At 59.9% G+C, this 25,629-nt stretch carries 27 protein-coding genes; 12 read left to right on the top strand and 15 right to left on the bottom strand.

Features of this window, described 5'->3' with window-relative positions; all coding sequences use genetic code 11:
• The 3 genes from KDL09_RS24715 to KDL09_RS24705 form a co-directional block, all read right to left on the bottom strand.
• Positions 1 to 234 (bottom strand): hypothetical protein (locus KDL09_RS24715; protein WP_294391473.1); only part of this gene is annotated, 234 nt, incomplete at its 3' end.
• Positions 235 to 285: 51 nt separating this feature from the next.
• Positions 286 to 741: a zinc ribbon domain-containing protein gene (locus tag KDL09_RS24710; protein ID WP_294391471.1), complete on the bottom strand. Its 456-nt coding sequence runs from the start codon at positions 739 to 741 to the stop codon at positions 286 to 288.
• 60 nt (positions 742 to 801) lie between these two features.
• On the bottom strand, positions 802 to 1,803 hold the full coding sequence (locus KDL09_RS24705; RefSeq protein ID WP_294391468.1) for a M20/M25/M40 family metallo-hydrolase: 1,002 nt from the start codon (positions 1,801 to 1,803) through the stop codon (positions 802 to 804).
• Between KDL09_RS24705 and KDL09_RS24700 the strand changes: the two genes are divergently transcribed.
• The 5 genes from KDL09_RS24700 to KDL09_RS24680 all read left to right on the top strand — a co-directional run bounded on the left by KDL09_RS24700 (position 1,802) and on the right by KDL09_RS24680 (position 6,909).
• Complete coding sequence (locus KDL09_RS24700) at positions 1,802 to 2,830, top strand: lysophospholipid acyltransferase family protein (RefSeq protein ID WP_294391464.1); 1,029 nt, start codon at positions 1,802 to 1,804, stop codon at positions 2,828 to 2,830. The two genes, KDL09_RS24705 and KDL09_RS24700, sit on opposite strands and share 2 nt — an antisense overlap.
• Positions 2,831 to 2,915: 85 nt before the next feature.
• Positions 2,916 to 4,346 carry an aldehyde dehydrogenase family protein gene (locus KDL09_RS24695; protein WP_294391461.1) on the top strand — a complete coding sequence of 477 codons (1,431 nt, stop codon included), beginning with the start codon at positions 2,916 to 2,918 and terminating at the stop codon, positions 4,344 to 4,346.
• A gap of 65 nt (positions 4,347 to 4,411) precedes the next feature.
• Complete coding sequence (locus tag KDL09_RS24690; RefSeq protein ID WP_294391458.1) at positions 4,412 to 5,530, top strand: iron-containing alcohol dehydrogenase; 1,119 nt, start codon at positions 4,412 to 4,414, stop codon at positions 5,528 to 5,530.
• Complete coding sequence (locus tag KDL09_RS24685) at positions 5,527 to 6,504, top strand: tRNA-dihydrouridine synthase family protein (RefSeq protein WP_294391455.1); 978 nt, start codon at positions 5,527 to 5,529, stop codon at positions 6,502 to 6,504. The genes KDL09_RS24690 and KDL09_RS24685 overlap by 4 nt, the downstream gene beginning before the upstream one ends.
• Before the next feature lie 69 nt (positions 6,505 to 6,573).
• Complete coding sequence (locus KDL09_RS24680; RefSeq protein ID WP_294391451.1) at positions 6,574 to 6,909, top strand: hypothetical protein; 336 nt, start codon at positions 6,574 to 6,576, stop codon at positions 6,907 to 6,909.
• 161 nt (positions 6,910 to 7,070) lie between these two features.
• Here the strand turns inward: KDL09_RS24680 and KDL09_RS24675 are convergent, their stop codons facing one another.
• Genes KDL09_RS24675 through KDL09_RS24645 form a run of 7 tightly spaced genes read right to left on the bottom strand, consistent with a single transcriptional unit; the run spans position 7,071 to position 16,258 of the window.
• Positions 7,071 to 10,715 carry an FtsK/SpoIIIE domain-containing protein gene (locus KDL09_RS24675; RefSeq protein WP_294391449.1) on the bottom strand — a complete coding sequence of 1,215 codons (3,645 nt, stop codon included), beginning with the start codon at positions 10,713 to 10,715 and terminating at the stop codon, positions 7,071 to 7,073.
• Complete coding sequence (locus KDL09_RS24670; protein ID WP_294391445.1) at positions 10,699 to 10,899, bottom strand: hypothetical protein; 201 nt, start codon at positions 10,897 to 10,899, stop codon at positions 10,699 to 10,701. The genes KDL09_RS24675 and KDL09_RS24670 overlap by 17 nt, the downstream gene beginning before the upstream one ends.
• Positions 10,900 to 10,915: 16 nt before the next feature.
• Positions 10,916 to 11,410, bottom strand: a complete 495-nt coding sequence (locus tag KDL09_RS24665; RefSeq protein WP_294391442.1) for a hypothetical protein — start codon at positions 11,408 to 11,410, stop codon at positions 10,916 to 10,918.
• Between the two features lie 3 nt (positions 11,411 to 11,413).
• On the bottom strand, positions 11,414 to 11,686 hold the full coding sequence (locus KDL09_RS24660) for a WXG100 family type VII secretion target (RefSeq protein WP_345781110.1): 273 nt from the start codon (positions 11,684 to 11,686) through the stop codon (positions 11,414 to 11,416).
• A 48-nt stretch (positions 11,687 to 11,734) separates the two neighbouring features.
• The gene (locus tag KDL09_RS24655; protein ID WP_294391434.1) at positions 11,735 to 14,371 is read right to left on the bottom strand and encodes a DUF1553 domain-containing protein; all 2,637 of its coding nucleotides are present in this window, start codon (positions 14,369 to 14,371) and stop codon (positions 11,735 to 11,737) included.
• Positions 14,372 to 14,388: 17 nt separating this feature from the next.
• Positions 14,389 to 15,783, bottom strand: coding sequence for an aspartate aminotransferase family protein (locus tag KDL09_RS24650; RefSeq protein ID WP_294391431.1), 1,395 nt, complete (start codon positions 15,781 to 15,783; stop codon positions 14,389 to 14,391).
• Between the two features lie 55 nt (positions 15,784 to 15,838).
• The gene (locus KDL09_RS24645) at positions 15,839 to 16,258 is read right to left on the bottom strand and encodes a c-type cytochrome domain-containing protein (RefSeq protein ID WP_294391428.1); all 420 of its coding nucleotides are present in this window, start codon (positions 16,256 to 16,258) and stop codon (positions 15,839 to 15,841) included.
• A gap of 96 nt (positions 16,259 to 16,354) precedes the next feature.
• Here KDL09_RS24645 and KDL09_RS24640 point away from each other — a divergent pair, with 96 nt between their 5' ends.
• Positions 16,355 to 16,987, top strand: a complete 633-nt coding sequence (locus KDL09_RS24640) for an AAA family ATPase (RefSeq protein ID WP_294391425.1) — start codon at positions 16,355 to 16,357, stop codon at positions 16,985 to 16,987.
• Positions 16,988 to 17,022: 35 nt separating this feature from the next.
• Positions 17,023 to 18,276 carry a competence/damage-inducible protein A gene (locus KDL09_RS24635; protein ID WP_294391423.1) on the top strand — a complete coding sequence of 418 codons (1,254 nt, stop codon included), beginning with the start codon at positions 17,023 to 17,025 and terminating at the stop codon, positions 18,274 to 18,276.
• 4 nt (positions 18,277 to 18,280) lie between these two features.
• Here the strand turns inward: KDL09_RS24635 and KDL09_RS24630 are convergent, their stop codons facing one another.
• The 3 genes from KDL09_RS24630 to KDL09_RS24620 are packed head-to-tail and all read right to left on the bottom strand — an operon-like array spanning position 18,281 to position 20,176.
• A complete protein-coding gene (locus KDL09_RS24630) occupies positions 18,281 to 19,291 on the bottom strand; it encodes a spermidine/putrescine ABC transporter substrate-binding protein (RefSeq protein WP_294391420.1) in 1,011 nt (336 codons plus the stop codon).
• Positions 19,288 to 19,902: a DUF6580 family putative transport protein gene (locus KDL09_RS24625; protein WP_294391417.1), complete on the bottom strand. Its 615-nt coding sequence runs from the start codon at positions 19,900 to 19,902 to the stop codon at positions 19,288 to 19,290. Before KDL09_RS24625 ends, KDL09_RS24630 begins: the two co-directional genes overlap by 4 nt.
• 25 nt (positions 19,903 to 19,927) lie before the next feature.
• Positions 19,928 to 20,176: a glutaredoxin family protein gene (locus KDL09_RS24620; protein WP_294391415.1), complete on the bottom strand. Its 249-nt coding sequence runs from the start codon at positions 20,174 to 20,176 to the stop codon at positions 19,928 to 19,930.
• Between the two features lie 449 nt (positions 20,177 to 20,625).
• Here KDL09_RS24620 and KDL09_RS24615 point away from each other — a divergent pair, with 449 nt between their 5' ends.
• The 3 genes from KDL09_RS24615 to KDL09_RS24605 all read left to right on the top strand — a co-directional run bounded on the left by KDL09_RS24615 (position 20,626) and on the right by KDL09_RS24605 (position 23,140).
• Positions 20,626 to 21,228, top strand: coding sequence for an RNA-binding protein (locus tag KDL09_RS24615; RefSeq protein WP_294391412.1), 603 nt, complete (start codon positions 20,626 to 20,628; stop codon positions 21,226 to 21,228).
• A gap of 142 nt (positions 21,229 to 21,370) precedes the next feature.
• Positions 21,371 to 22,222 carry a TIGR00730 family Rossman fold protein gene (locus KDL09_RS24610; protein ID WP_294391409.1) on the top strand — a complete coding sequence of 284 codons (852 nt, stop codon included), beginning with the start codon at positions 21,371 to 21,373 and terminating at the stop codon, positions 22,220 to 22,222.
• A 24-nt stretch (positions 22,223 to 22,246) separates the two neighbouring features.
• Positions 22,247 to 23,140, top strand: a complete 894-nt coding sequence (locus KDL09_RS24605; RefSeq protein ID WP_294391406.1) for an alpha/beta hydrolase — start codon at positions 22,247 to 22,249, stop codon at positions 23,138 to 23,140.
• Here the strand turns inward: KDL09_RS24605 and KDL09_RS24600 are convergent.
• Together KDL09_RS24600 and moeB are read right to left on the bottom strand one after the other, a co-directional pair.
• Complete coding sequence (locus KDL09_RS24600; protein WP_294391404.1) at positions 23,123 to 23,314, bottom strand: Trm112 family protein; 192 nt, start codon at positions 23,312 to 23,314, stop codon at positions 23,123 to 23,125. The two genes, KDL09_RS24605 and KDL09_RS24600, sit on opposite strands and share 18 nt — an antisense overlap.
• Positions 23,314 to 24,450 (bottom strand): molybdopterin-synthase adenylyltransferase MoeB, encoded by a 1,137-nt coding sequence (gene moeB, locus KDL09_RS24595; protein ID WP_294391403.1) that lies wholly within the window; start codon positions 24,448 to 24,450, stop codon positions 23,314 to 23,316. The genes KDL09_RS24600 and moeB overlap by 1 nt, the downstream gene beginning before the upstream one ends.
• Positions 24,451 to 24,532: 82 nt before the next feature.
• Here moeB and KDL09_RS24590 point away from each other — a divergent pair, with 82 nt between their 5' ends.
• Positions 24,533 to 24,811, top strand: coding sequence for a hypothetical protein (locus KDL09_RS24590; RefSeq protein ID WP_294391400.1), 279 nt, complete (start codon positions 24,533 to 24,535; stop codon positions 24,809 to 24,811).
• Between the two features lie 14 nt (positions 24,812 to 24,825).
• Positions 24,826 to 25,626 (top strand): TatD family hydrolase, encoded by an 801-nt coding sequence (locus KDL09_RS24585; protein WP_294391397.1) that lies wholly within the window; start codon positions 24,826 to 24,828, stop codon positions 25,624 to 25,626.
• The last annotated feature ends 3 nt before the right edge of the window (positions 25,627 to 25,629 follow it).

Below are 25,629 nucleotides of genomic sequence, written 5' to 3'. Positions count from 1 at the left end.
TTTCTTGAAGCGGCCGATGATGTCCGTGGCGGTGTAGCCCTCCGGATGGCCAACATGGAGGCCGTTGCCGCTCGGATAGGGGAACATGTCGAGCACGAAGTACTTCGGCTTCGAGGCATCGAAGTCGGCATCACCGGGGTTGGGCGTGCGGTAGGCCTTGCTGGCCTCCCACTCGCCCTGCCACTTCGGTTCAAACTCGGAGAAAGGAAATGCTTTGCGCTGCTCGCTGGACATAGGGGCGCGAAGGATGGCGCAGAGGCGTGCTGGCGCAAGAGACTTTGCGGGTCACTCCTCCGCGCTGCCGTTCTCTGGTTCGACGATCGAAACAGGGCGTCGAACGTAATTCCGTGTGACTTGATAGAGACCCATGCCGCCAATCATTCCCGTGAAGATGCCGAGAGAGAGCAAATACCAATCGGGCTTAGCTGTCCTAAGGGACATGGCGATACAGGCCACTCCGGCCAGCAGCATCGGAAGGAAAACAAACCATGCGCCCACCACCACAATGAGTTTTGTCGGTGCACTCACTGCCTGGCGGTAAATGTAGCCTTCCGAGAAGATCCTCTCAAAAGGAGCCATCGCCACGGTCGGAGTCACAGGCGCTCCACATTTCGGGCAAAAGCCGCAGCCAGCGGTTAGCTCGGCAAGGCAGGCGGGGCAAAGATCGCCTCCATCAAAGCGATCGACGCCTACATGAGATTCTTCAAACTCCGGCTCACGCTGACCATCGTCCGCACTCATCCGTGAATGCTAACGAGGAACGCGCCCCTGCGTCAAGATTCGAAATCCCGTGCTCCCTGCCTACTTGAACAGCTTCGAACCTGCCTTCAGACGATCGGCGTGCTCGGCCATGCACAGTTCCACGCGCTCGCGGATGGTGCGCTCGCCGATGCCGTCGTGCTTGGTGGCCACGAGGGCTTTGAGCAGGTCGATCATCGACTTCAGATCGTCCATCATCACGTATTCCGGCGTGATCTGGCGGGTGTCGTTGAGATTGTGGTAGTTTCCGAGCGGGATCGAGATGCCAGCACTGCGGACTCCGGAGGCCTGGACAGCGGTGGCCTCACAGGCGCCGGCGTCGAGCAGGCAGCGCTGCACGCGGATACCCTGCTCCTTCGCCGTGGTCATCAAAACGGCCATAGCTTCGCTGTTGAAGATGGAGACACGATCTCCTACACGGAGAATCGGTCCGCCGCCCATGACGGCTCCATTGACCGGACGGCTGGTTTCGAGGGAGAGAAAGACGCTGTCCTGCCCAAAGGGCCACTTCTGTGCGAGTTGCCAGGCGCCGAGCCAGCCGACTTCTTCGGCACGCGTGAAGGCGGCGTGCACGGTGGTCTGAATGTCGAGGCGGGCCAGTTCGCGGAAGGTCATCACAATGGCCGCGCAACCGATGATGTCATCGCAGGCCGTCGCTTCAATACGGGTATTGGTGATGTTGACCGGAAAATTCCACGTCGCGATCTGGCCTTTCACCTTGCGCAAACCACGCTTCACCCCGGCCTCGACTTCCGCCTTGCCCACGCCACCGAGAAAATCCCACTCATCGCGCTTCTTGCTGCCGGGCGGTTTGACGAAAGCCGGATGGTCCATGTGGGCACCGAACACCCAGGTGGGCTTGCTCTTGGATTTGCCGTTCTTGTAGGTCGCCAGGAGATTGCCAAACTTGTCACGCTTCAACTTCACGTTCGGACAATCCTTCAGCAGGGACTCGATCTCAGCACGCACATGATACTCATGAAACGGAGCCGTCGGCTGCTTGAGGAGTCGCTTGAGAATGTTGTTGAGGGTTCGTGCTGGCATGCGCCATCGTAACGCGAATTTCGCATTTACCAAACGCCACGTGAAGAAGCTCCGATTTTTCTTTGAGACCGCCCTGCTTGAAACAGCCGCCTTCCTGCTGCCATTACTGCCGCGCCGCCTCGTCATGGCCCTGTCACGCGGAATCGGTTCGCTTGCTTATCTCGGCGACACACGAGGACGCAAAACGGCCATCGACAATCTGCGCTGTGCCTTTGGAGACCGCTACACGGATGCCGAACGCCGTCGCATCGCACGCGGCTCCTATCAGGTCTTCGCGCGCACGTTTCTCGATCTCTTCTGGTCGCCCAAGCTCACCGAGAAGAACTGGCAGAAGCATTTTGTCATCAACATCACCGATCCCGCAGCGGAGGAGAAGGCACATCAAAACGGCGCCGTGTGGGTGACGCCGCATTTCGGAAACTTTGAACTCATCAGCCAGGTCTGGGGCTTTCGCGGTTTCCCCTTCACCGTCGTGGCGCAGGATTTCAAGAACCCGGCCATCACCCGCATCTTCAAGCGGCTGCGGGAACAGTCGGGCCACACCTTCATCTCGCAGGACAATGCGATGATCAAACTGATGAAGGCGCTCAAGCGCAAAGGACACGCAGGCCTGCTCACCGACCTCAACATTGTTCCGGGCCGCGCAGCGGCGGCGATCCAATGCTTCGGCCTCTGGACCTGTGTTCCGACGCTGCACGTCGAACTCGCCAAGCGGTTGGGGCTTTCCATCATCACGGGCGTCTGCCGCCCCCTGCCGGACGGCCGCTACGAGGCCAATCTGTTCGAAGCCATCGAGCCCAAGGCGGATGACGACACGCGCGAAATGACGCAGCGTGTGTGGGACCGGTTTGAAACCGCCATTCGTGAGAATCCCGAGTGCTGGATGTGGATGTACAAGCACTGGCGCTATCGTCCCGTAGGCCAGCCGGGAGTTCCGCACCCAGATTACCCCTACTATTCCAATCTCTCGCCAGCGCTTATTGAGATGATCCCGGAGGCGCTGCGCCCGCAGGAAAAAGCCGCCTGAAAGACTTGGCCGTGCGCGCCAGTTTTTACGTTGCCCCGGGAGCGGCGCACACGTAAAGCTTCGCTCTCAAAAAACATCCCAGCCAATGTCCATCCCCCATCTTCCCGCCCTCCGCAAAGGCCGCCCCTACGAATCGCTCGACAAGGTCCAGGTCAAAGATCACAAAACGGGCGAAGTCTGCGCCGAAGTGAGCCAGGTGAACGCCGGCATCGTGCGCAAGGATCTCGCGAAGATCGGCGAGGCACGCGCAGCGCTGAAGAAGTTCACGGTGGAGCAACTGATCGAGATCACCGCGAAAGCTGGCGACCTTTTCCTCAATGGTACGCTGCCTCTTGGAGACAAAGGCCACACGCAGTCCCCGCAGGAATACATCGCCACCCTTTCCCGCACCAGCGGCCTGCCGCACATCATGGTGAAGCGCAACATGACGAAGATCCACTTCGCCATGACCAACATGAAGATGATTCTTAACGGCCTCACCCGTGGCCTCGATCTGAGCGTCATCGACCGCGGCTTCGGTACGCAATCTGGCTGCCCGGTGTCCTACTTCCCCACCACGAAGTCCCTCGGTCTCGTCATGCCTTCGAATTCACCTGCGGTGAACTCGCTCTGGCTGCCGTCCATCGCGCTGAAAATCCCCGTCGTCATCAAGCCCGGCCGCGAAGAGCCTTGGACGCCGTTCCGTTTGATCCAGGCCTTCATCGCCGCAGGAGCACCTGCCGAAGCCTTCGGTTTCTATCCCACCGACCACGAAGGCAGCGGTGAAGTCGTCAAGCTCAGCGGCCGCAACCTCGTCTTCGGCGACGTGAACATCGCCAAGATGTATGAAAACAATCCTGCCGTTCAGGTCCATGGCCCGGGCTGGAGCAAGATCATCATCGGTGAGGACAAGATCGAGAACTGGAAGGAATACATTGACGTCATCGTCAGCTCCATCAGCGACAACGGCGGCCGCTCCTGCATCAACGCCTCCGCCGTCATCGTGCCGAAGTATGGCAAGGAGATCGCCACGGCGATCGCCGAGCGCCTTGGTCCTGTGAAGCCCGTCGCCTCCGACGACGAAAACGCCCGCCTCTCCGGCTTTGCGAACACCAAGATGGCCGACTACATCGACAGCGCCATCGACAACGACCTGCAAACACCCGGCGCCGAGGATGTCACCGCGCAGTTCCGCGATGGGCCGCGCAAGGTCGAGTTCGAAGGCGGCGTCTTCCTGCGTCCCACCATCATCTGGTGCTCAGACAACAAGCACCCGCTCTCCAACCGCGAGTTCCTCTGCCCCTACGCGAGTGTGCTCGAAGTGCCGCAAAGCGAAGTGCTCGGCCGCATCGGCTACTCTCTCATCGTCACCGCCATCACGCAGGACGAGTCCTTCATCAATGAACTGCTCGAATGCGGCGACATCGACCGCCTCAACATCGGGCCGATCAGCACGATGAAGATCAGCTGGGACCAGCCGCACGAGGGCAACATGTTCGAGTTCCTCTACAAGCGCCGCTCGATCGACTGCGCTTGAGTTCATCCCCCGCCTCCAAGCGGTCTGAACAATCCGCCTGAAGGCGGCACTCCCAAACGAACCCCATGTCCCTCGCCCCCTTCGATCATCAGCCCCGCACCCGTCTCATTTTCGGCAACGGCACGCTCGCGCGTGTCGGTGAGCTCGCGCGTGAGATCGGTGGCACGCGAGCGCTGGTGGTAAGCGATCCGGGCATCGTCGGCGCGGGTTATGTGACTCGTGCGGTCAGCTTCCTCGCCGAGGCTGGCCTGCAGGGCCGCGTGTTCGGTGAGGTGCGTGAAAACCCTAGCACGGAAGATGTGGATGCCTGCGTCGCGGCAGCGCGTGAGTTTGGCGCTGATCTCATCATCGGTCTCGGCGGCGGCAGCAGCATGGACACGGCGAAGGGCTGCAACTTCATCCTCACCAACGGCGGCCGCATGCACGACTACTGGGGTGTCGGCAAGGCCACTAAGCCCATGCTGCCTCTCATCGCCATTCCCACAACCGCAGGGACAGGCAGCGAATGCCAGAGCTTCGCGCTCATCTCCGATCCCGAAACGCACGTGAAGATGGCCTGCGGTGATCCCAAGGCCGCCGCGAAGGTCGCCATCCTCGATCCCGAGCTCACCGTGTCGCAGCCGCAGCGCGTCACCGTCTGCACCGGCATCGACGCGCTCTCACATGCGCTTGAAACCGCCGTCACGAAGAAGCGTAACGCGCTTTCGTCGCTCTACTCCCGCGAAGCCTTCCGCCTCTGCCACTCCGGCTTCAGCCGTGTGTTGCGTGATCCGAAGGACGTCGAAGCCCGCGGCATGATGCTCCTCGGTGCCGCCTATGCCGGAGTCGCCATTGAGAACAGCATGCTCGGCGCCGCGCACTCCTGCGCCAATCCCCTCACCGCCTTCTTCCACACCGTGCATGGCGAAGCCGTCGGCGTCATGCTGCCCCACGTGATCCGCTTCAACTCGAAGCTGCCCGAGATCGCCGCCATCTACGAGAGCTACTTCGACGGCGACCTCGCCGACCGCGTCAGCGAACTCCTGTGGGAAGCCAAGATGCCCCGCACCATCACCGAGCACGGCGCCAAGGAGGAAAATCTCCAACCTCTCGCCGAACTCGCCGCGAAACAGTGGACCGCCCAGTTCAATCCGCGCGAGCCAAGCGTGGAAGACTTCGTCGCGATGTATCGCGCGGCCTTGTGACCCCCGTCGAACATCTCGATCAACTGCTGGCCCGTCCTGAGCCGCTGCTGGCGCTGGCGCCGATGCAGGATGTGACGGACCTGCCTTTCTGGCGGTTGATGGCGCGCTATGGCGGTGCGGACGTGTATTACACGGAGTACTTTCGCGTCCATCCGGACTCGCATCTCGACAAGCCGATCCTCGCCTCCCTCATTCACAATCCGACGGGTAAACCGGCCATCGCACAGATGATAGGCAATGACATTCCCTCGCTCGTGCGCAGCGCAAAGGAACTCCAGCAGCATGAAATCGCCGCCGTGGACCTGAACCTCGGCTGCCCGGCGCCGATCGTTTACAAAAAGTGCGCCGGCGGCGGACTGCTACGCGATGTGCCGCGCATCGAGGCCATCCTCGGCGCGTTGCGCGAGGCGGTAAGCGTGAAGTTCACAGTGAAGACACGACTCGGCTTTGATGACACGGAGACGATCGACGCGCTGGTTCCGTTGTTTGAGAAGCACGGCATCGATCTCGTCACCATCCACGGTCGCACCGTGCTACAGATGTATCGCGACGGTGTGCGCTATGATTTGATCGGTCAGGCGAAGTCGAATCTCCCCTGCCCGGTTCTGGCGAATGGCAACATCGGCTCCCACATCGATGCCGAGACAGTCATTCAACAAACCGGAGTCCATGGCCTCATGCTCGGGCGCGGCGCCATCCGCAATCCCTGGCTCTTCAACCAAATCCGCCAGCACGTCCGAGGCGAGCCTGTCTTCCAACCGACCGCCGCGGACCGCCTCGCCTATGTGGAAGAGTTGTATGAGACCGTGACGATGCCCGGCACCCGCGAACTCGACCAGGTGAACCGCATCAAGAAGCACCTCAACTTCTTCGGCCCCGACGTCGCCGATTCCGAAGCCTTCCTCAACGCCATGCGCCGCTGCACCACCCGCGCCGGACTACGTGAAGTCTGTGAGCGGCACTTTCAGACGTGAGGACCGGACATTCCTGCACCTCGATCGACTTAAAACGACATCTCATTCGGCAGGCGGGGTATCCACAGCATGCCCGGAATCAATCCGTGCCTGTTCTTTCCGCCGCCTCTCCTTCCGCCTGCAGGCGCGGCAACGATTGGCAGTTTCGTAATAAGGAGCGTGGAAAGTTTCGAAGTACCACTGTTGATCAACCGCCTTCCAAACACAGGAGACACCACAGTCACGGCAGACGAACGGCTGATCGGAGAAGAAAATGGGGCGATGCCAGGAACCGCCGAGATTGATCAGGTCGGGATCGACCGGCACCGCGTCGTCAGGAATCTCATCCGCCTGATTGATCCACCCCCGATCAATCAGCTTCATGATTCGCTGGTGTCTAAATCTCTCAACGTCTCGTCGTTCTGATCTGGATCGGCGCCGAGTCATGAGGATTACAGCAAAAGGACCGGTCGAAAAATAACAGCAATGAATACATCACAGCCCCTAGCCTGCCCGAATAGTTTGAAATCGTGATTCTCTTGTCGAGACCAATGTGCAGGGGACTCGGAAAAACATCACACCTTTCGCTACCCCAGCGCCTTCACAGCCGCCGCCACCCAGCCCACGTCCGGCAGCGCAAATGGCCGGAATGTCTCGAGTCGCGACTCGTGCTCGCTGTAAAACAGAGCGCGGTGCAGGCCGAGCATGCTGGCCTTGGGAGAATCGATCAGGCTGGCACTGTCGTTGGCGCTCATCTGGAAGAGCACACGCATGCCGAGCTCGCTCACGGCCTTGCGGCTGAGGCAGCGGTTGACGTTGTTGAGCGTGTCGAGGCTGGTGATGAGGTGGATGCCGAGCGACGGACCTTCGGCGATGATCTCGTTGAGCTGGTTGCCGGGCTTGGGCGAGTCGTCGCCACCGAAGGAAAAGTCCTCCTCGTAGCGCAGCTTGCGGAACTTCTGCAGGCCATGGACGAACAGGAAGACCGGCGGATCGCCCGCGCTGCCTTCATCGCTGCGGCGCTTCATCTCGGCATGAATCTCAGCGATGAACTCGGGCGCTTCGTGCCCCTGGCTGATCTTCGCCCGGCCTGCGGCGATAGCTTCGAGGAATTCGCAATCAGGCGTTCCGGCCAACGCGCCGTGGACGAGGTAGAACAGCGGCGCACGATCACGTGGATGCTGCGTAGCGAGCGCGAGCATGCCGAGCCCCATGATGGCGGTGATGGCCTCGTCGTTCTGTCCGACGAGCATCAGATGACGGCCGCTCTGGCGCGGGAACAGCGCCTCGGTGGGCCCTTTGATGGCATTCGGCATGCCGAGCCAGCATTTCGGATCAGCAGGCGCCTTGACCGGCGGATTCGCGAGAGCCTCGGCAAGCAGAGCATTGTCACGCACATCGGCGGGCATGTTGCCTTCAAAGACAATCGGACGTTTCGTGTCGAAGCCGCGCTCATGGGAAAGCTGCGACACTTTGAGGAGATTGGCGTCGCGTTCCTCGTCGGTGAGCCAGACGACCTGGAAGGGGCTGTTTCCTTCCACCGCACCCGCGGCGTCATTGTAGATGCCTTCACCGGGACGCGAGAGCAGCCGCGGAGCGGTGTTGCTGTCGTCCATAATGAGAGCCGCATCGGCCTCGTTGCACTGGAGCGCGATGCGGATGACCATCTGACCCAACGTCGTGCGAGCGAGCGTGTAGGCACCGCCGAGTGTCTGCGAACCCAGAAAGACATGAATGCCGAAGGCACGGCCCTGACGCACGATGCGGTCGAGCAGCAGTGCGGCACCTTGCGCCACCGAATCGTCCTCCACAAAAAACTCCTGGAACTCGTCGATGATGAGCATGGCGCGCGGCATCGGCTCGGTGCCACCGGCACGCTTGTAGCCGGCGAGATCCTGCGCGCCGATCTTGCGATACATTTCACCACGACGGCGCAGTTCTTCATCAATGCGCTGCAGCACGCTGAGCGCGAATTCACGATCGCTCTCGATCGCGACCACCTTGGCATGTGGCAGCTTCGCGTCCGCGTAGCATTTGAACTCGACCCCTTTCTTGAAGTCGATGAGGTAGAACTCGATCTCGTCAGGACTGCAGGTGAGCGCGAGGTTGGTGATGATGATGTGCAGCAGGGTCGATTTGCCGGAACCGGTCTTTCCCGCGAGCAGCGCATGCTGCTTCGTGCCTTTGCCAATGGCGAGGTACTGCAGCTTCGTGGCCCCAGTGCGACCAATCGCGATGCGGAGCTCGTTCGTGGTGCTTTCCGACCACATTTCCTTCGGAGCCACCACACTAAACGGCACCTGAACGCGGTTCGAATCAATGCTGGCCTGCCCGATTTGATGCGCGAGATCGGCAGCGACAGCATCCGACGGCGGCGGATCAAGAGCGAGCGTACTGATGCCTCCGAAGCTGACCACACCCTTCTCCCGAACAAGACGAAGGCAGTTCTTTCGCAAATCATCGGCCGCGAGCCCCTCGGGCAGCGCCTGACGACGATCCCAGTGGATGAGCACAAACACGCCGCAGCGGGCACCGCTCATGACAATGCTCTTCAACCGGGCCATCGCTGATTCGCTGAATCCCGTTGGCAGTCCAGCGATGACGAGAAAGTGATACTTCTCCGCCACGCTGCCTGCCTGCTCATTGTACTCGGTGATCGTGGCGTACTCGTTGCGCAGATACATCTGAATCACCTTCTCAACGTGCTCATTGAGTTCGGCTAGACGCTCCTCGATCTGATCACGCTGCGTCCAGATGCGGCGGTTGATAAGCGCGGGCTCGTAGTCGGCCAGATGCATCAGTCCGGCAAAGTTCTGACCGAGACCAACGGCGTCGATGATCGTGAGATGCACCTTCCCCGGAGGCGCCTGCGAGAACAAGCGGAAGATTACACCGTTCATCACGTCAGCGATCCAATTGCCGCCGTCATCATCGGTTTCGATCAGCAGCGAGCCTTCCTGGGGAAAAGCCAGCGTCAGCGGCAGTCCAACCTTCTCGTGGCCGCCGAGGCTGAGCGGAGTTTCCTTCGCAAACAAGGCTGCCGAAGCGCTCAAGTCGAGATTGACCTGACCAAAGCGGCAGGCCGCCGGAAACATCTCATGCGGGTGATAATCGACGCTCCAAGGCTGAAACTTCGCGGCGTCCGCACCATTGATCTCATCCACCGCAGCGAGCAGAGGAGGAATCTTCTGATTCCACTCGGCCAAGAGCCCGGTCCAGCGTTGTTCGGCTGCCACGTGCATCGCATGCATTGCCGCCTCATGCTGGTCGATGATCTGCTGCCGTTGTGAGGCACCCGGGCCGCTCACTCCCTCAAGCGCAGCTGCCTTCTGCTCCTCAAAACGGCGCAGGTTGCGCGCGAGCAGACGTTCGTTTCGCGCGAGCAGGGCGGGGATTTGCGTGGCAAGGCGCTTCAGCATGGCCAGGCGGTATTTCTCCGCCACCTCGTCCGCACGGTTCCAGTCGGCGGTGACCAGTGCATCCGCACTGTCAAACTCGGCCTGCACCTGCGCAGCAGCTGCGTCACCTGCCGCATTCAGTTCCTCCACGCAGGTCTCGTAGTCGAGCACCGCGGCGCTGAGCTGGCGCAAATCCACGCTGGGTTTGGAAAACATCTTGAACAGTCCGGAGCTTTTGCCGGAGGCAAGCTGGCCTTCGAGACTCTCCGCCTGCGCTTCGAGTGCTTCGACACGCGACGGAATGTCCGCCAGGCTCAGACCGGTGCCGGGCTGCGGAGCATCTTTGCGATTGAGACGTTCCCCGGTGGCTTTTAAAACGGCCAGGAGGCGGTCCTTCGCCAAGTTCAGACGCTCAAGGAGCGCACCCTTGGTGTTCTCCACCTCCTGCAGGCCCTGTTTGCGAATGAAATCCGCACTCATCCGGCGCATCTGCTGTTTTCCCAACCATGTCTCCCGCGTCTTCTGAATCATCGCTGGAAGATCCCGCTTGATGCGGTCTTCGTAGCGTTTGAACGCCGTGTTCCGTGCTTCGTGCCGGGCATGAATGGATTTGGCATACTCATCCCATTGCAGCGCAGTTTCACCCAGCAGCGAGGTGTTCTGTGCATCCAGGGACTCCAGATGCTGCAGATGGTTCTGCTCCGCCGTGTAGCGTTTGGCACGGATTTCACGGGCGATCTGCTCGCTGCGATGGGTGAAATCGGCGATGGCGTCACGCAATGAGGCATGGAGGGAGAGGACGCGCGAAGCGCGAAGATCAATGGAGCTGTTCACAGTCTTTGCGGATCTTTCGGAGGATGATTTCGAGTTCGTTCATGACCGCACCGGTTTTGCTGATAAGCCCGGGCAGCGGCTCCAGGTAGAGCTTTTCGAATTCGAGGGCCTTGGCGTCCCGCCAATGGACCTTGGTGGCGTGCCAGTGCTCGGAGAGCTCGCGGGCGTTTTGAATGAGGTTCACGGTAAAGTCTCAGGGTTCAAGGTTCGGAAGCCGCCGGCGCGGGGCTCTCATTGTAGGCCTGCAGGATTTTCTGAATTTCAACGAGATAGGCGACGGCCTTGGCGAGATCGTTGTCCACGAAATCACGCAGGCTGTCGAGTTTGCGAGCCATGGGATCGACGCTGCGGTCAAAGTCGCGCGCCCAATGCTTGGTGCGTTCCATTTTGGCCTGCGCCTCCTCGAGGGCGGCGCGTGCTTTGCGCACCGCCATCTGCTGGGCGGCAGGATTCTCCACAAACTCGGACATGCGCGCACTCATCAGCTCCTGCTGAGCCTGATCCAGCCGGTTCTGGCGCAATCTGATCTGGGAGGCCCAGTAGGCAGGCTGCTCGGTCTGCAGCCAGCTGCGTGTTTTCCTCACCGCATCCTGCGCGGATTCCAGCGCCTGGCGTGTCTTGCTCATGAACACGATCAGCGCGGCCCGAAAGGACTCGATGGCGTCGAGATTGGAGATGCGGGCTTGGTCGGCCATGGCTTAGCGCTGGCTGAGATACTCCTCGATGCGCTGAGCCTTCCTGAGCAGGAACGGCGTGTGCTGCTCGGACATCTCCATGAAGCGCTTGATGGCCTTCATCGTCGTATTGAACTCGGCGGCGAACTTCTCGTGCTCCGCGTCCTGCCAGGTCTCGCCCAGCGCGGCGAAACGCGACTGGAGAGATGCCGAGCGCTGCTGCATCTCCGTGTTGAAACGTTTCAACTCCGCCGCAAAGCGCCGGACCTCCTCGGGATTCATGATTGCCTGGGCCATGGCCACAAGCTAGCCCGTCCCCCGGCAGCGGATCAAGAACGATGTCGATTAATCCACATACAGCAGCGCATTGCTGCTCATGAGTGCGTGGCAGAGGGCGGTGAGGCCAAGGAAACCTGGATCAGCGGGTGTTTTCGAGGGAGCGCCAAGCTCTGCTTCAACAGGTGTGGGGTTGGCCTTGTAGAACTCGGTCTGCGCCTGCACGAACTCGATGCTCTGTTGCACATCAGTCTCTGACGGGGCTTTGCCATTCATCAGTTTCCACGCGAGGCGGATCTGATCAGACAGTTCCTTTCCGCCTTCGCTCTGCACACGTTGGGCGAACTGCTGAGCGTGCACGCGCATGGTGGCGCTGTTCATGAGCAGCAGGCTCTGCGGACTGACAGTGGTCACGGCACGAGCGTCGCAGCTCGGCTCCATAATGGGCGCGTCGAACGTGGCGAACATTTCCAGCGGACGCGAACGCCGCGCCTGCACGTAGATGCTGCGGCGGAACTCATCGCCATTCAGCGGCACCACCTTGCCACTCGGACGACCAGCGGTGTCCGTGGTGTCGATGCCGATGACGACCTGCCCTTCCTCATTGAACATCACGGGCACGGGTTCGCCGCCGATCTTGGGATTGAGCTTCCCGCTGATGGCGAGCAGCGAATCGCGCAATGTTTCAGCCTCGAGGCGCCGCACGTTCATGCGGCTGAGATACAGATTGTCCGGATCAAGGCGGTCGCGTGTCGCATCGCGAGTGGAAGCCTGCCGGTAGGTACGGGAGGTCATGATGAGGCGGTGCAGATGCTTCAGGCTCCAGCCGGTGCGCACGAATTCGGATGCAAGCCAGTCGAGCAACTGCGGATGCGTGGGCTGGCTGCCGAGCTGGCCAAAATCTCCTGGCGTGGCCACGATGCCCTTGCCGAAATGATGCATCCACACGCGGTTCACCATCACGCGTGCGACCAATGGATGCCTGCCGTCGGTCAATGCGTTCGCCAAAGCCAGACGGCGGCCCGTGGTGGCGAGTTTGGGATCCTTTTCCGGCAACTCGACCTTCCGCTGTCCCGCGAGAACACTGAGATCGCTCGGACCGACTTTTTCCTTCGGCTGATCGTGCTGACCACGATTGAAAACATAAGTCGCGGGCACCGTCTCCGGTGTTTTCGGCAGTTCGACGAAGGCGTGGAGGAATTCCTCCTTCGGCTTTGTCGCACGAACCTTCGCCGCATCCTCGGACATGGTCTTCAACTCGGCCGCATGCTTCGTCTTGTAGGTCGTGTCGTAAAGATAGAGCGATCCGGCACTGAGTTGGTTGATACGCGGCCAGGCCTTGAGCAACTTCGTCTGATCGGCGGTGCGCTTTTTGACTTCGGCACGATACGCGGTGCGCAGGGCGTCACGTTCGCTTTCTGGCGCCTTGAGCAGTTCCTTTTCGAGCACCTCGGTGATAAACTCTTCTGTCTTTTTCAAGCGGGCCTCATCGATCTTCTTGGCCTCGGCCTCAATCTTTGCCGCTTCCTTGGCCTCCGCATCGGTGAGCAATGAAACCAAACGTCCGGCAGGCGAACGCCACACCTTCGTGTCGAATCCCGGCTCAAACACCGCGCGCAGATGATAGTAGTCCGCCTGCGAGATCGGATCATAACGATGATCGTGACACTGGGCGCAGCCAATGGTGAGCCCATAGAGCGATGTGCCGATCATTTTGACCGTGTCGGCGATGTTTGCGTTCTGCGTCACCGCATCGTTCTTCTCGCCTGTGCCGTTCGGCGACATGCGCAGGAACCCGGTGGCGGCGAGTTTCTCGATCGCATCCGGCGACTCCTTGTCGAACGGCTTCGAGATCATCTCATCACCCGCAAGCTGTTCGCGAACGAACTGGTCGAAGGGTTTGTCCTTGTTGAGCGCGTCGATGACATAGTCGCGATACTTCCACGCCCATTTGCGCTCCAAGTCCTTCTCACCGTAACCTTCGCTGTCTGCGTAACCCGCCGCATCGAGCCAATGACGCCCCCACATCTCGCCGTAGTGAGGCGATGCGAGCAGCCGGTCGATGAGATTCTGGATGCTGGATTCCGGATGCTTGATGTAAGCAGCAACGAAGGCGTCCACTTCTTCAGGGCTCGGCGGCAGACCGGTCAGATCAAGGCTCGCACGACGAATGAAAGTCACCGGATCAGCTTCGGGGGAGAACGAAAGACCTTTCTCACCCAGCTTCGCAGCGATGAAGGAATCAATGCCCTCCGTTCCCTTTTTGACAGGAGTCTTCGGATTCGAAATGGGCTGAAGCGACCACCATGCACGCTCCTCATCAGTGAAAGCATGTTCAGGACCGAGTTTCTCCGGCTCAGGACGTGAAGTCTTCGCCCCCTCGGCAATCCAAGTCTCGAGTGTGGCAATATCCTTGTCCGGCAGCTTGGCCTTGCCCTTGGGCATCTCGCCTTCCTTCACCAGTTCGAGCAGATGACTTTTTGCCGCATCACCCGCCACAATGGCAGGGCCGTGCTTGCCGCCTTTGACGAGAAAATGCGCCAGCCTCACATCGAGTCCGCCCTTCATCTCCCCTTCCTCGCCGTGACATTGAAAGCAGTGCGCCTTTAAAATGGGGCGCACGTCCCTCTCAAACGTCAGTGGAGCCGCCGCAGCCGGAAAGGCTGTGACGAACATCAGTGGCAAAAGCAGGAGCGTTCCTTGCATGCCTAACATACGCAGGCTCAGGCCGACATTTCTCGAACCGCGTCATCTACTGCCGTATCGAGCACGTCGCAGGCCTCCTCAAGAGCTTCCTGAGTGACGGTGAGCGGCGGGCAGATCTTCACGGTCTGGCCCCAGGCACCGACGGGAGCGAAGAGCAGCAGGCCACGCTGGTAGCACAGCTCGATGATACGATGGGCGAGGTCGTGATTCGGCTCTTTCTTGCCGGGAACAATGGTCTGCATGCCCGCAACGAGGCCTGCGCAGGTCACGTGACCGATCACGCTCGGATGACGTTTCTGGATCGCCTTACAGCGTTCGTGCAAAATCGGGCCGAGGCGCGCGGCGTTGCCGGTGAGGTCTTCGTCAAGGATCTTGCGGATGTTCGCGCTGGCGGCGGCGCAGCAAACCGGATTGCCGGTGTGCGTGCTGGTCATGCTGCCGGGGCCGAACTGGTCCATGACGGCTTCCTTGCCAATCACCGCGCTAAGCGGCATGCCGCTGCTGATGCCCTTGCCGCAGCAGATGATGTCTGGCGTCACACCGTAATGTTCGAACGCCCAGAACTTGCCCGTGCGGCCAAAACCAGCCTGCACCTCGTCAAAGGTCAGCACGACCTGATGCTCGTCGCACCACGCACGCAGTTTCTGAATGTACTCGACCGGCGCGAAGTCAGGCCCCACGCCCTGATAGCTTTCCATGATGACGCCCGCGATGTTCTCCGGTTTCAAACCGCGATCCGCGATGGCTTTGAGGAAGCTTTCAAAACTGACGTCCTCAGTCCAGTAGCCGTCCGGGAACGGTGCGTTGATGATCGCCGGGTCTTCATTGACGATCCATGTCTTCTGTCCCGCCATGCCGCCTGCCTGCTGGCTGGCGAGCGTGCGGCCGTGAAAGCCGCGCGTGAAGCCGATAATGCCGATCTTCGTCGTGCCTCCGACCTTGATGCCATGCGCGCGGCTCAGCTTGATCGCGCATTCGGTGGCTTCGCTGCCGGTGCTGAGGAGAAAAATCTTGTTCAATTCCTTCGGCGACACAGAAGCGATCACTTCAACTGCATCCGCACGCTCCTCGCTCGGGAAGACGTAGTTGTGAATGAGGCCGCTGTTGATCTGGTCGATCATTGCCTTGCAGATTTCCGGCGCGGCATGTCCCGCATTCGTCACCAGCACGCCGCTGCTCCAGTCGAGCCAGCGATTGCCGTATTTGTCGAAAATGTAAATGTCCTGCGCCTTGTCCCAAACGATGGGCGGCATTCCACGCATCGACTGCGGCTCATGATGGCGCAGCTTCTCCAAAGTGGCGATGGAGTCTGGATGCGGAAGCGGAGTGCAGATGCGACGATGCTTCGTTTCGACATGCGGAACGGTTTGAGGAGTGATGCTGAATTCTTTGCCCATGCGACGATGATGCATGCGCTGGAATCACGCTGCTACGCGCTTTGCAGCGAGTCGCGGTATTTTTGTGCGCTCACGGGTTCTCGCCGCTTCTCTGCGCACGCAACATGCCCTGTTCGCCATCGGGCCAATACGCGCCGTCTTCGATCCATTCGCGCAGGGCACCGATTTGATCTTCGGTGAGGCTGACCTCGGTTCGAGGCATCATCTTGGGATGCGTGCCGCCGCGTTGCACTGCGCTGATCAACAGGCTGCAGTCGGGATCGCCAGGTAGAATGTAGTCGCGGCCGCTGGCGCTGCGTTTGAAGGCGGCCGCTTTGCTGGTGAGATTGAGCACCGGAGGAGGAAGGCTGCCGTTGTGGCACTGCAGACAGTGCTGCTGCAGCACAGGTTTGACTTGAGTGCGGAAGTACTGCTCACGCCCGCTTTTACTGGCGGGAAGCAGCGAGCAGGCGGTGACGACAAACAAGGCTGGAAGAAGACGGAGGATCATGGCCGAAGCATAACGAACAGTGGAAAGCAGGCTATGCCTGGTTTGTGCAAAGTTGGGCCTCCGCTTGACGCGAGCAACGGCGTGTGGCGAAGTCCCATGATGAAACGCAAACACCCCACTCATCGGAACGGCCACTGCCGCATCGTGCTGACCGGCGGCCCGGGCGGCGGCAAGACCACGGCGGCCGATTTGTTCCGCCGCGAGATGGGCGACAAGGTGGTGCTGGTGCCGGAGGCCGCCACAATGGTTTTTAGCGGTGGTTTCCCGCGTTCAAACGAACCACAGGCCATTCACGCCGCACAGCGCGCCATCTACGAAGTGCAGCGCAATCTTGAGGACGTGCAGGCCGCGCTCTACCCTGAGCGCGTGCTTCTGTGCGACCGTGGAACGGTGGACGGGGCCGCCTACTGGCCTGGCGAACCCCACCATTTCTTCGATGAAATGGGCAGCACCCTGAAGCAGGAACTGGCGCGCTATGATGCGGTGATTTTTTTCGAAAGCGCTGCGGTCGGCGGTATGGGAATCGAAGGCGGCAACCCCATCCGCAATGAATCGATGGAAAAGGCCGTGGAACTGGATCACAAGCTTCGAAGGCTGTGGTCACAGCATCCAAAGTTCATGCTGGTGCCCCATAACGCTTCGTTCTTTAAAAAGATCTCGTTCGGTCTGGCGGTGCTGGACGGCATTGTGAGCGAGCTGGGATGCCATGAGAGGCGAAAGAAGCGTTGATCGATTCGACTCCGTGGACGTAATGACAGGCCACAATGAGAGTCGAACTCGTCAACACCGGAACCGAATTGCTCCTCGGAGACACCATCAACACCAACGCGGCCTGGATCGGCCAGCGACTGGCTGCGCTCGGCGTTCAGGTCGCGCGACAGACAATCGTTCCCGATGGCGCCATCATTCGCGTGGCGATTGCCGAGGCGGCGCAACGTTCGGATGTGGTGCTGGTTTCCGGCGGCCTTGGCCCCACCAATGACGACCTCACCCGCGAATCCACCGCCGAACTGCTGAGCCTCGACATGGAACTGAACGCGGGCGTGATGGAGCACCTGAGTGCCTACTTTGCCAAACGCGGCAAACCCGTCAGCGAAGCCACGAAGCGGCAGGCGATGGTGCCACGCGGCGCAACTGTACTGCCCAACGCCTTCGGCACTGCACCGGGGTTGTATTTCCCAGCCGAACTCGGGGCGCCGCTGGGTTGGAACGCTCATCTTTTCCTTCTCCCCGGTCCTCCACGGGAATTGAAACCCATGGTCGAAAACGAGGTCGAAACCCGATTGCGCGAGTGGCTGCCCGATGGTGCTTCCCGCCGTGTCCTTTATCTCAAAGTGACCGGCGTGGGCGAATCCGACATCGTCGAAGCGGTGGAAAAGCAACTGGAGGCGATTGCGGGGCTCGACCTCGGTTATTGCATTCGGAATGGCGATGTCGATGTGCGACTCGCCGGACCATCTGCGGCGGTGAATGCTGGAGCGGCAGTTGTACGAGGCGCCCTCGGTGACTGCATCGTGTCTGAAGACCGGAGAATCATCGAGGAAGTGATCGTGCAACTGCTCACGGATCGTGGCGAATGGGTCTCGACCGCCGAATCCTGCACTGGCGGCACCATTGCGAGCCGCATCACCGACGTCAGCGGCTCCTCGCGTGTGTTCGGCCACGGCTGGGTAACCTACGCAAACGAAGCAAAGCAGCAGCACCTCGGCGTGTCGGCGGAACTGATCGAAACCCATGGTGCCGTGAGTGAAGAAGTCGCACGAGCGATGGCGGAAGGAGCGCTGAAGAAAAGCGGTGCCGATCACGCGATTTCCGTCACGGGAATCGCCGGACCGACTGGCGGCACGCCCGAGAAGCCGGTGGGCACCGTATGGATCGCGCTGGCATCGAAGAACGCTGAGACCTGGGCTCAGAAACGTTTTTCACCGGGTTCTCGAGACCGTTTCAAACTTCTGACCTCCCAAGCTGCGCTGGAAATGCTCCGACGTCGACTGATGGGAATCGCGTTGCGTCCTTGATCGTCTAGCGTGCGGCTTTAACTGCGTCCCACACCTTTGTATACTTCGCGAGATCCGGACCTAGGTCTTCGATGACCTCGCACTTTGCCTGCAGTTCTTCAGGAATGGTCACAGCGGGATTTTTGAGGAACTCGGCGCTGACTTTGGCAAGCGCGGGTTTGTTGGGGCAGTAGTAGCCCATCCACTCCATGTTTTCGGCAGCGATGTCGGGATCGAGGACAAAGTTGATGAAGGCATGTGCCAGCGCGGATTGTTTGGCAGTCTTGGGAATGACCATTTCGTCACAACCGATGGTGACACCTTCGCGAGGAATCATGATCGCCACCTTAGGGTTCTCCATCTGCACCTGAAAGAGGTCTCCGCTGTATCCGTGGACGAGTCGAAATTCGGCGGAGTCGATGCCGGCTTTGTAGCCTTCATTGTCAAAGCGGGCGATGTTCTTCTTCCAGCGAATGAGCACCTCTTGAGCTTCGGCAAGCTGGGCATCATCGCGGGTGTTGATGCTGTAGCCTAGAGACTTGAGCGCCGCGCCGATGCTTTCACGCATATCGTCCAGCAGGGTCACACGCCCCGCGAGTTCCACGCGATCAAACATGGCCCAGGTGGGTTCGGCGTCCTTGATCTTGTCCTGACGTAACCCGATCACGGCATAACCGAGCGTGTACGGCACGCTGTGTTCCATTTTTTGATCACGAACCTTGCTCAGAACAGCAGGATCGATGTTCGGCAGATTGGGAATCAGCGCATGATCGAGCGTCGCGAGCATGCCCTGCGCCGACATGACCTGAATCATGTATGCGGTGGGAAAGACGAGATCATAGCCTGCAGCGCCGGCCTTGAACTTCGCGAACATGCTTTCGTTCGAGTCGAAGGTGTCGATGACCACCTTGCATCCCTGTTGTTGCTCGAACTTTTTCACCACATCCGGGCTGATGTAGTCAGCCCAGGTGTAGATGTGCAAAGTCTCGGCGAATGCACTGGCCGCGAACAAAAGAAGCAGCGCCAGCGACTTCATGCAGCGGATGAGCGAAGCAGAGGAATGGCCTGCTGCCGACGAATGGCGGCCTCTGTGTTGTAGGCGGCGAGCAGAAGACAGGAGAACGCGAGATCGCTGATCAACGACTGGCGCAGAAACCAAGTCGTGGGCGGCAGGCCGGGAAGGCCGATGCCGGTGGTGAGCGCCTGCAACCAGCCGGCAAGGCTTTTGGCGTACGACGGCTCTGCGAGCCATGACACGGTGTTCGTGACCACGTAAAAGCCGATGGAGCAGCCGATCACGCCAAGCAGACCTCCCACAAGGCCGACCTTGCCACGCCAGCGAGCCGCAAGCCATGCAGCGAGACCGAAACAGCCGTAAACTGCCACAGCCTCCCAGTGCAATACGTCACTCACAGAGGTGGCCACCATGCCGATGACGAAGAGCAGAGCAGGAATGCACACGAACGAAACGCGTTTCGGAAACACCAGCGTTCCGGTGAACGCCAGCGCCATCCAAGGTGAGAAGTTTTCGAGCGCCTCGATGGTGATGTAGCCTTTGAGCTTGGCCCAGCGGAACGCGGCAGCGGCAAGGACCAAAATGAGAGGCAGAAGGAATGCGCGTGAGGAACGAGAATCGGATGAGATCATAAAAGCAGGTTGAGGGAGGGATAAATTAAGCGGCCAGTCCTTTCTTCCGCAGAAAGGGAACGAGCTCGTCGACGCCAAAGTCGGCCAGGACCTCGCCATCCCAGTCCATGGTGGGAGCCTTGCTCTGGCCGCTGAGGTCGATCATGGCCTGCATGGCGTCGCGATTGCCAGAAACGGTGATCTGTTCAAAGGGAATGCGGCGGGCGTCGAGGTACTCAACAACCTCCTCACACCACGGGCAGCCGGTTTTGACATAGACAATAGGTTTGACCATCAGCCCATGATGCCGCGTTGGTCGCGGAGGGCAAGCCGAGTGTCCGGGATTCGCGGTTGACCACCCCCCTGCCCTGTTTAGAATCCGCCCGCTGTTTTCAGAGCGATTTATCCAGTGCTCCGAAGCCCGTCCCTTTGAATGTAGAACCCCAATGCGCCATCTCCGACCCCAGACTGCGCTGAAGGGAGCATTCCAGAGGATGGAACGCCCGAAAGTCCCCCCCAGCGTGCGGCAAGTGCTCGCCGGTGTGACTTTTGAGCCGGCAGGGCCCGCGCGGCCCGGCTTTGAAAACTGCAGCAGCCCGTTGTGGTGCTGTGGCAGACCGCTCGTGCGGTCCGCCGCGTGCCGCGGAACCGTGGAAGAGGCAAGCCGCCCGTTCCCGCCCGCCGCCCCTACCAGCACCCCGGCCCTGCCCGAACACGCAACCCACCCATACGCTAACTCATCCCATGTCAGACTATCCGAATCGCAACGGCGGAGGCAACAATCGCCGCCGCAATCGCAATCGCAACCGCTCCCGTGGCCCCCGTCCTGACGGTCCACGCCCGACCCGTGAAGGCCGCAGTTCCGCTCCTTCTTTCTTCCAGAAGATCCTGAGCCTCTTTGGTCTCGGTCAGTCCAAGTCCAAAAGCCGCCCTCAGGCAGACCGCAGCAGCTCCGGCCCACGTTCCACCAACGACAATCCCCGTCCGCAGCGCGAGCCGCGCCCACGTCGCGAGGCTCCTGCTCCCGTGAATCCGGCGGACATCACCACCGATCGTCTCTATGTCGGCAATCTGTCCTATGACGCGACGGAAAGCGACCTGTTCGAACTCTTCAACGGCGTGGGCGCTGTGCGCAATGCCGAGGTCGTCGTCAACAGCCGTACCCAACGCTCCAAAGGTTTTGCCTTTGTGACCATGGGCAGCGTCGATGAGGCACGCCGCGCCTGCCAGGAACTCAGCGGCAAGGATTTCATGGGCCGTCCCCTGCAGCTAAGTGGCGCCAAGCCAAACACCCGCGGTGACAGCAGCAGCGACGCACCTTCTGAAGAAGAAGCGCAGGCAGCCTGATTTGCGGAAGACATTGATCCCCAATGCCCGCAGGTTCTTGATTGAATCTGCGGGCTTTTTCTTGGCTGGACCTGCTTGCAGAAATCAAACTTAACTCTGAACAAAATCGCGTTAAACGACCTCCAAAGTAGTTGCCCCAATCATGCCTGCTCCCAAGCTCCTCGATCGAGAATCCGAATCCCCCTCCGGATCAACAACACCTCATGTTCCCGACGGCCAAGTCTCGTCTGCGGACTTGGAAGAAGACGAAAAGTTCTGCAACCTGCTTCAGGATCGTGAACTCCTCAGCGGACCCAACCGCCGCTTACGAGATCTGCAGCTGCTGTTCAGCGTGTCACGCGACTTCATGCGCGGATTTCGCGCCCTGCACTTCGTCGGCCCCTGCATCACCGTTTTTGGTTCCGCCCGTTTCGAGGAAGATCATCCCTATTACAAACTGGCGCGAGAGATGGGGGCTGCACTGGCGAAAATGGGATTTACCGTGCTGACCGGCGGCGGCCCAGGCATCATGGAGGCTGCAAACCGTGGTGCCAAGGACGTGCACGGACGGAGTGTTGGCTGCAACATCCGCCTGCCTTTCGAACAAAGTCACAACCCTTACCTCGACCGCTGGGTGACGATGGAGCACTTCTTTGTTCGCAAGACACTGCTCATCAAATACAGCTACGGATTCATCATCATGCCGGGTGGATTCGGCACCATGGATGAAATGTTTGAGGCGCTGACACTCATTCAAACCAAAAAGCTCAGAAGCTTCCCCATCGTCATCATGGGCAGCCAGTTTTGGGCGGAGATGCGACAGTTCATGGATCACATGCTCAAGGGAGCCACGATCAGCCCGGAGGATCTCGACTTGATCAAATGGACTGATTCGGTGGAGGAGGCGGTCGCGCACTTGCAGGTGAAAGCGGTGAAACAGTTCGACCTTCGCCGCCACCGGGTGCCTAAGAGCAGCCCGTTGCTCGGTGAAACCGCGCTTGAAGGCGGCTCGTGAACCACCTAACTCCCCCACCGACGCATGGCTGATCACACACTCACCCTCTCGAATGGCCGCAAACTCGGCTATGCGGAATTTGGTGACCCCAAGGGTGAAGTGGCGTTCTACTTCCACGGCTGGCCGTCTTCACGTGTGCAGGGCTCTCTATTTGATGAACCGGCAAAAAAACATGGGATGCGGCTCATCTGCCCAGATCGTCCCGGCATTGGGCTTTCCGATTTCCAACTCGGCCGCACCTTGTTCGACTGGCCGGAGACGTTCGCCCAACTCGCAGCTCATGTCGGCGCGGACAATTACCACATCATCGGTTGGTCCGGCGGCGGCCCCTATGTGCTGGTCACGGCCTTGAAGATGCCCAAGCGCCTGCTCTCCGCTTCCATCATTTGCGGTGCCCCTCCGCTGAAGTTCCTCGGAGATCGGGAAATGTTCTGGCTCTATCGTTTCATGATCCAGCTGCGTCACTACCTGCCCACGGTTCTGGGAACCGTTTTGCGCCTTGGTGGACTGGTGGCAAAGGGCAACCCGCAGAAGGCGCCACTGCGATGGCTCTTGAAATTACTTGGTGAAGAGGATCGGAGGGTTCTCCTCTTGCCTGGCATCTACGACGTCGTTCGTGATGCGACACTGGGAGCGCTAAATCGCGGTCCACGCAGCGTCATCGCCGATGCTGACATCTACCTAAGCGAATGGGGATTCGAAGTCAGCCAGCTCAACTTTCCCATCCGTTTCTGGCACGGCAAACAGGACCGGAACATCGCCTGGACCTACACCCGGCAGATTGCTGAGCTGATTCCGCAGGCCGAAACCCACTGGTCTGAAATCGACGGTCACTATTCTCTGCCGATCACGCACGCCGAACAGATCATCACGGCGGCGATGCAAAAGGCGGAACCTGAGTCACTGACGGGGAAGTAAGATCGGGATCCCCTCATCGATGACGAAAACACGGGACCCATCCTCGGTCACGAGCGCCGCTTCGACCTTGTTCAAAGCACACTCTTCCTCCGTTGCTCGTCGCAACGGCTGATGCGTGTCCGGGCAGCGCATCAAGGGAAGAAAGTCCTCAAGCCATGGAGTTTCGTCGGGCATCAGTATTCAGCCATGGTGGGGTCGATTTCACGCGCCCAGGCGATGATGCCGCCTGAGATGTTCCAGACATCATCAAATCCGAGTTCGCGCAGTCTGCTGACAGCACGCGCACTGCGACCGCCGCTTTTGCAGTGAACGAGGATGCGTCTGCCCCGGGGAATTTCCTTGGCCCGGTTGTCCAGCTCTCCGAGAGGAATGAGCACGGCACCTTCGATATACGAAATGGCCCGCTCGTGCGGCTCGCGCACATCGAGAAGGAAATGATCGTCTCCTGCATCTCGGAGCTGTTTGAGTTCGTGAACAGTCATGGCTGGAACTTCGGGAGCTGCGGCGGAAATGCCGCAGAAGCCCTGATAATCGATGGGTTCAGTGATGGTGGGGGTATTGCCACAGACAGGGCAGTCGGGATCGCGGCGCAGTGTGAGCGTGCGGAAGCGCATGCTGAGTGTATCGACGTGCAGCAATTTTCCGAGCAGCGGCTGGCCGATACCGGTGATGAGCTTGATCGCTTCGAGAGCCTGCATGGTGCCGATGAGTCCGGGAAGCACGCCGAGCACCCCGCCTTCCGCACACGACGGCACCAGACCGGGCGGCGGCGGCTGCGGACACATGCAGCGGTAGCAAGGCGCCCCCAAATGTGGGGCAAAAACACCCACCTGTCCGTCGAAGCGCAGGATGCTGCCGTAGACGTTCGGCTTCTTGAGCCAAACCGCCACATCGTTGCTCAAGTAGCGCGTGGGAAAGTTGTCCGTCCCGTCGATTATGACGTCGTAGTCTGCCGCGATTCGCATGGCGTTCGCCGCAGTGAAAAGTTCCGGATAAACCTGCACATCAAGGTGCGGATTAATGTCGAGCAGGTGCTCACGGGCGGCCTCCAGCTTCTTTCGACCGAGATCTTTCTGCCCAAAGAGAATCTGCCGCTGCAGGTTGGTGACTTCGACCACGTCCGGATCCACCAGCCCCAGCCCCCCGATCCCAGCTGCGGCAAGATACATGGTGATCGGCGATCCCAAGCCTCCAGCTCCGATGCAGAGCACGCGTGCCGCCTTGAGCTTGCGCTGGCCCTCCATCCCGAATTCGGGAATGGCGAGATGCCGGGCATAGCGGCGCAGTTCGTCGGTGCTGAGGTCGGTCATGAGCCGCCTATCATGGCATGCTGAAGCGTAAGCGCAATGATCCAGCGGTTGCGGTGGCGCGGGCCATGCCTAAACTCCTCACATGCCTGATTGGTCTCCCCCAACCCAAGTCAATCTGGTCGATCTGGGCTTCATGGACTCGCGTTCAAAGCTCATCGACCTCGCTGCTTTTCTCGACCGCGTCCAAAAGTCCGGTCAGGACGGTGATTTCCGCGTCAAGGCGTTGAAAAACGCCATCGCCCTGCTCTCTCGAAATGAGCCTGAGCGTGCGAAAAACGTGCTGCTAAATTTCAGCGATCCGAGCACGGAACCGGTCGCCAAAGCCACCATGCAAGGTGCGATTGGAGCCTTTAAAGCCTGACTTTTCCGCCAGACATGAAATACATCGAACCCCACGGCCACATGGTCAGCCGCACGACGGACGACTACGAACGCATGGCCATCGCCGGTTGTCAGGCAATCTGCGAACCCGCCTTCTGGGCCGGCTTTGACCGGGCCAGCGCCGACGGCTTTTACGACTACTTCCGTCAGATCACCGAGTATGAGCCGAAGCGCGCCGCAAAGTTCGGCATCCAGCACTACTGCTGGCTTTGCATCAATCCGAAGGAGGCCGAGGACTTGAAGCTCGCTGACGACGTCATCGCTCTGATTCCACAATTCATCGACAAACCGGGAGTGCTGGGCATCGGCGAGATCGGCTTGAACAAGAACAGCCGCAACGAGCTGAAGATCTTCGAACAGCACGTGCAGGTGGCGCAGGACTACGACCAGCTCGTTCTTATTCACACGCCGCACCTCGAAGATAAGCTCAAAGGCACGCGGCTGATTGTCGATGCGTTGAAAAACTTCCCCAAGATCAAGCCGGAGCGTGTCATCATCGACCACGTCGAGGAGCATACGATCGACCATGTACTTGATCACGGGTTTTGGGCCGGCATCACGCTCTATCCTGAGAGCAAATGCACACCCAACCGTGCCATCGACATGTTGGAGCACCGGCACGCCGAACGCATCTGGATGAACAGCGCCTGCGACTGGGGCATCAGCGATCCCCTCGCCGTGCCGAAGACCATGCAGGCCATGCGCCAGCGCGGCTGGAGCGAGGCCATGGTACAAAAGGTGGCGTGGGACAATCCCAGCACCTTCATGAAGCAGAGCCCCAAGTTTTCTCTTTGAGCC

Source organism: Prosthecobacter sp., assembly GCF_020439865.1.
Classification (GTDB): domain Bacteria; phylum Verrucomicrobiota; class Verrucomicrobiia; order Verrucomicrobiales; family Verrucomicrobiaceae; genus Prosthecobacter.
This window is presented reverse-complemented; position numbering and strand designations above follow the sequence as displayed.